This window comes from Rhizobacter sp. P3_B12 (assembly GCF_056402895.1).
The window spans coordinates 1-652 of sequence record NZ_JBFUGN010001673.1; the positions used below are offsets into that span (position 1 = coordinate 1).

Below are 652 nucleotides of genomic sequence, written 5' to 3' on the forward strand. Positions count from 1 at the left end.
GGTTCATGCCCATGCGGCCGGTGACGCCGTGCATGATCAGACCGAGTCGTTGTGTGGCCATGGGGCTCCTTGCGGGGGGCGGACGATGAGGACTCAGACGAGGGCGGCCGCCTGCGACAGCGGCTGCATCGCCGACCAGTCCGGCGTGGCCGCGTGGGCGTAGCCGGGGCCGGCCAGCGAGTGGAGATCGATGCGGCCGCCGGCGATGCGCAGGCGAGCGTCGGCGTCGTACAGGTCGGGATGGGCCTGCACGAAGGCCTGGCGCTCGGCGGCCGGCGCGGCACCGAAGCCGTCGGCATAGTGGTGGCCGTTGCGCTCGGCATGGTCCAGGCCGAGCAGCGCGGCCAGCGCCAGGTCCTGCTGCACCGCGAGGCCGGCCTGGCAGGTCAGGTCCTCGGCCGACATGGACCATGCGGGCGGCTGGCCATCACGCTGCGCGGCCTGGTTCCAGCGCTCGCAGCGGGCGCGGTTGACCAGCGACTTGTAGAAGCCCTTGCATCCCTTGCTCGACACGCCGTGCCAGCCGGCGTCGCGGCCGCGCACGAAGGCGTCGAGCGTGCCGTCGGCCTCGTCCATCAGCAGGGGGCAGGGCAGCGCTGGCAGTGCGCCATCGACCGAGCGATCGCGCGGCAGCGGCTGCTCGAGGTACAGC

General features: G+C 73.0%; 1 pseudogene. It reads right to left on the reverse strand.

The annotated features are described in order from the left end of the window. Nucleotides 1-93: 93 nt before the first annotated feature. Nucleotides 94-652: pseudogene (locus tag AC1D01_RS37610) on the reverse strand (hypothetical protein); the annotation flags it as partial.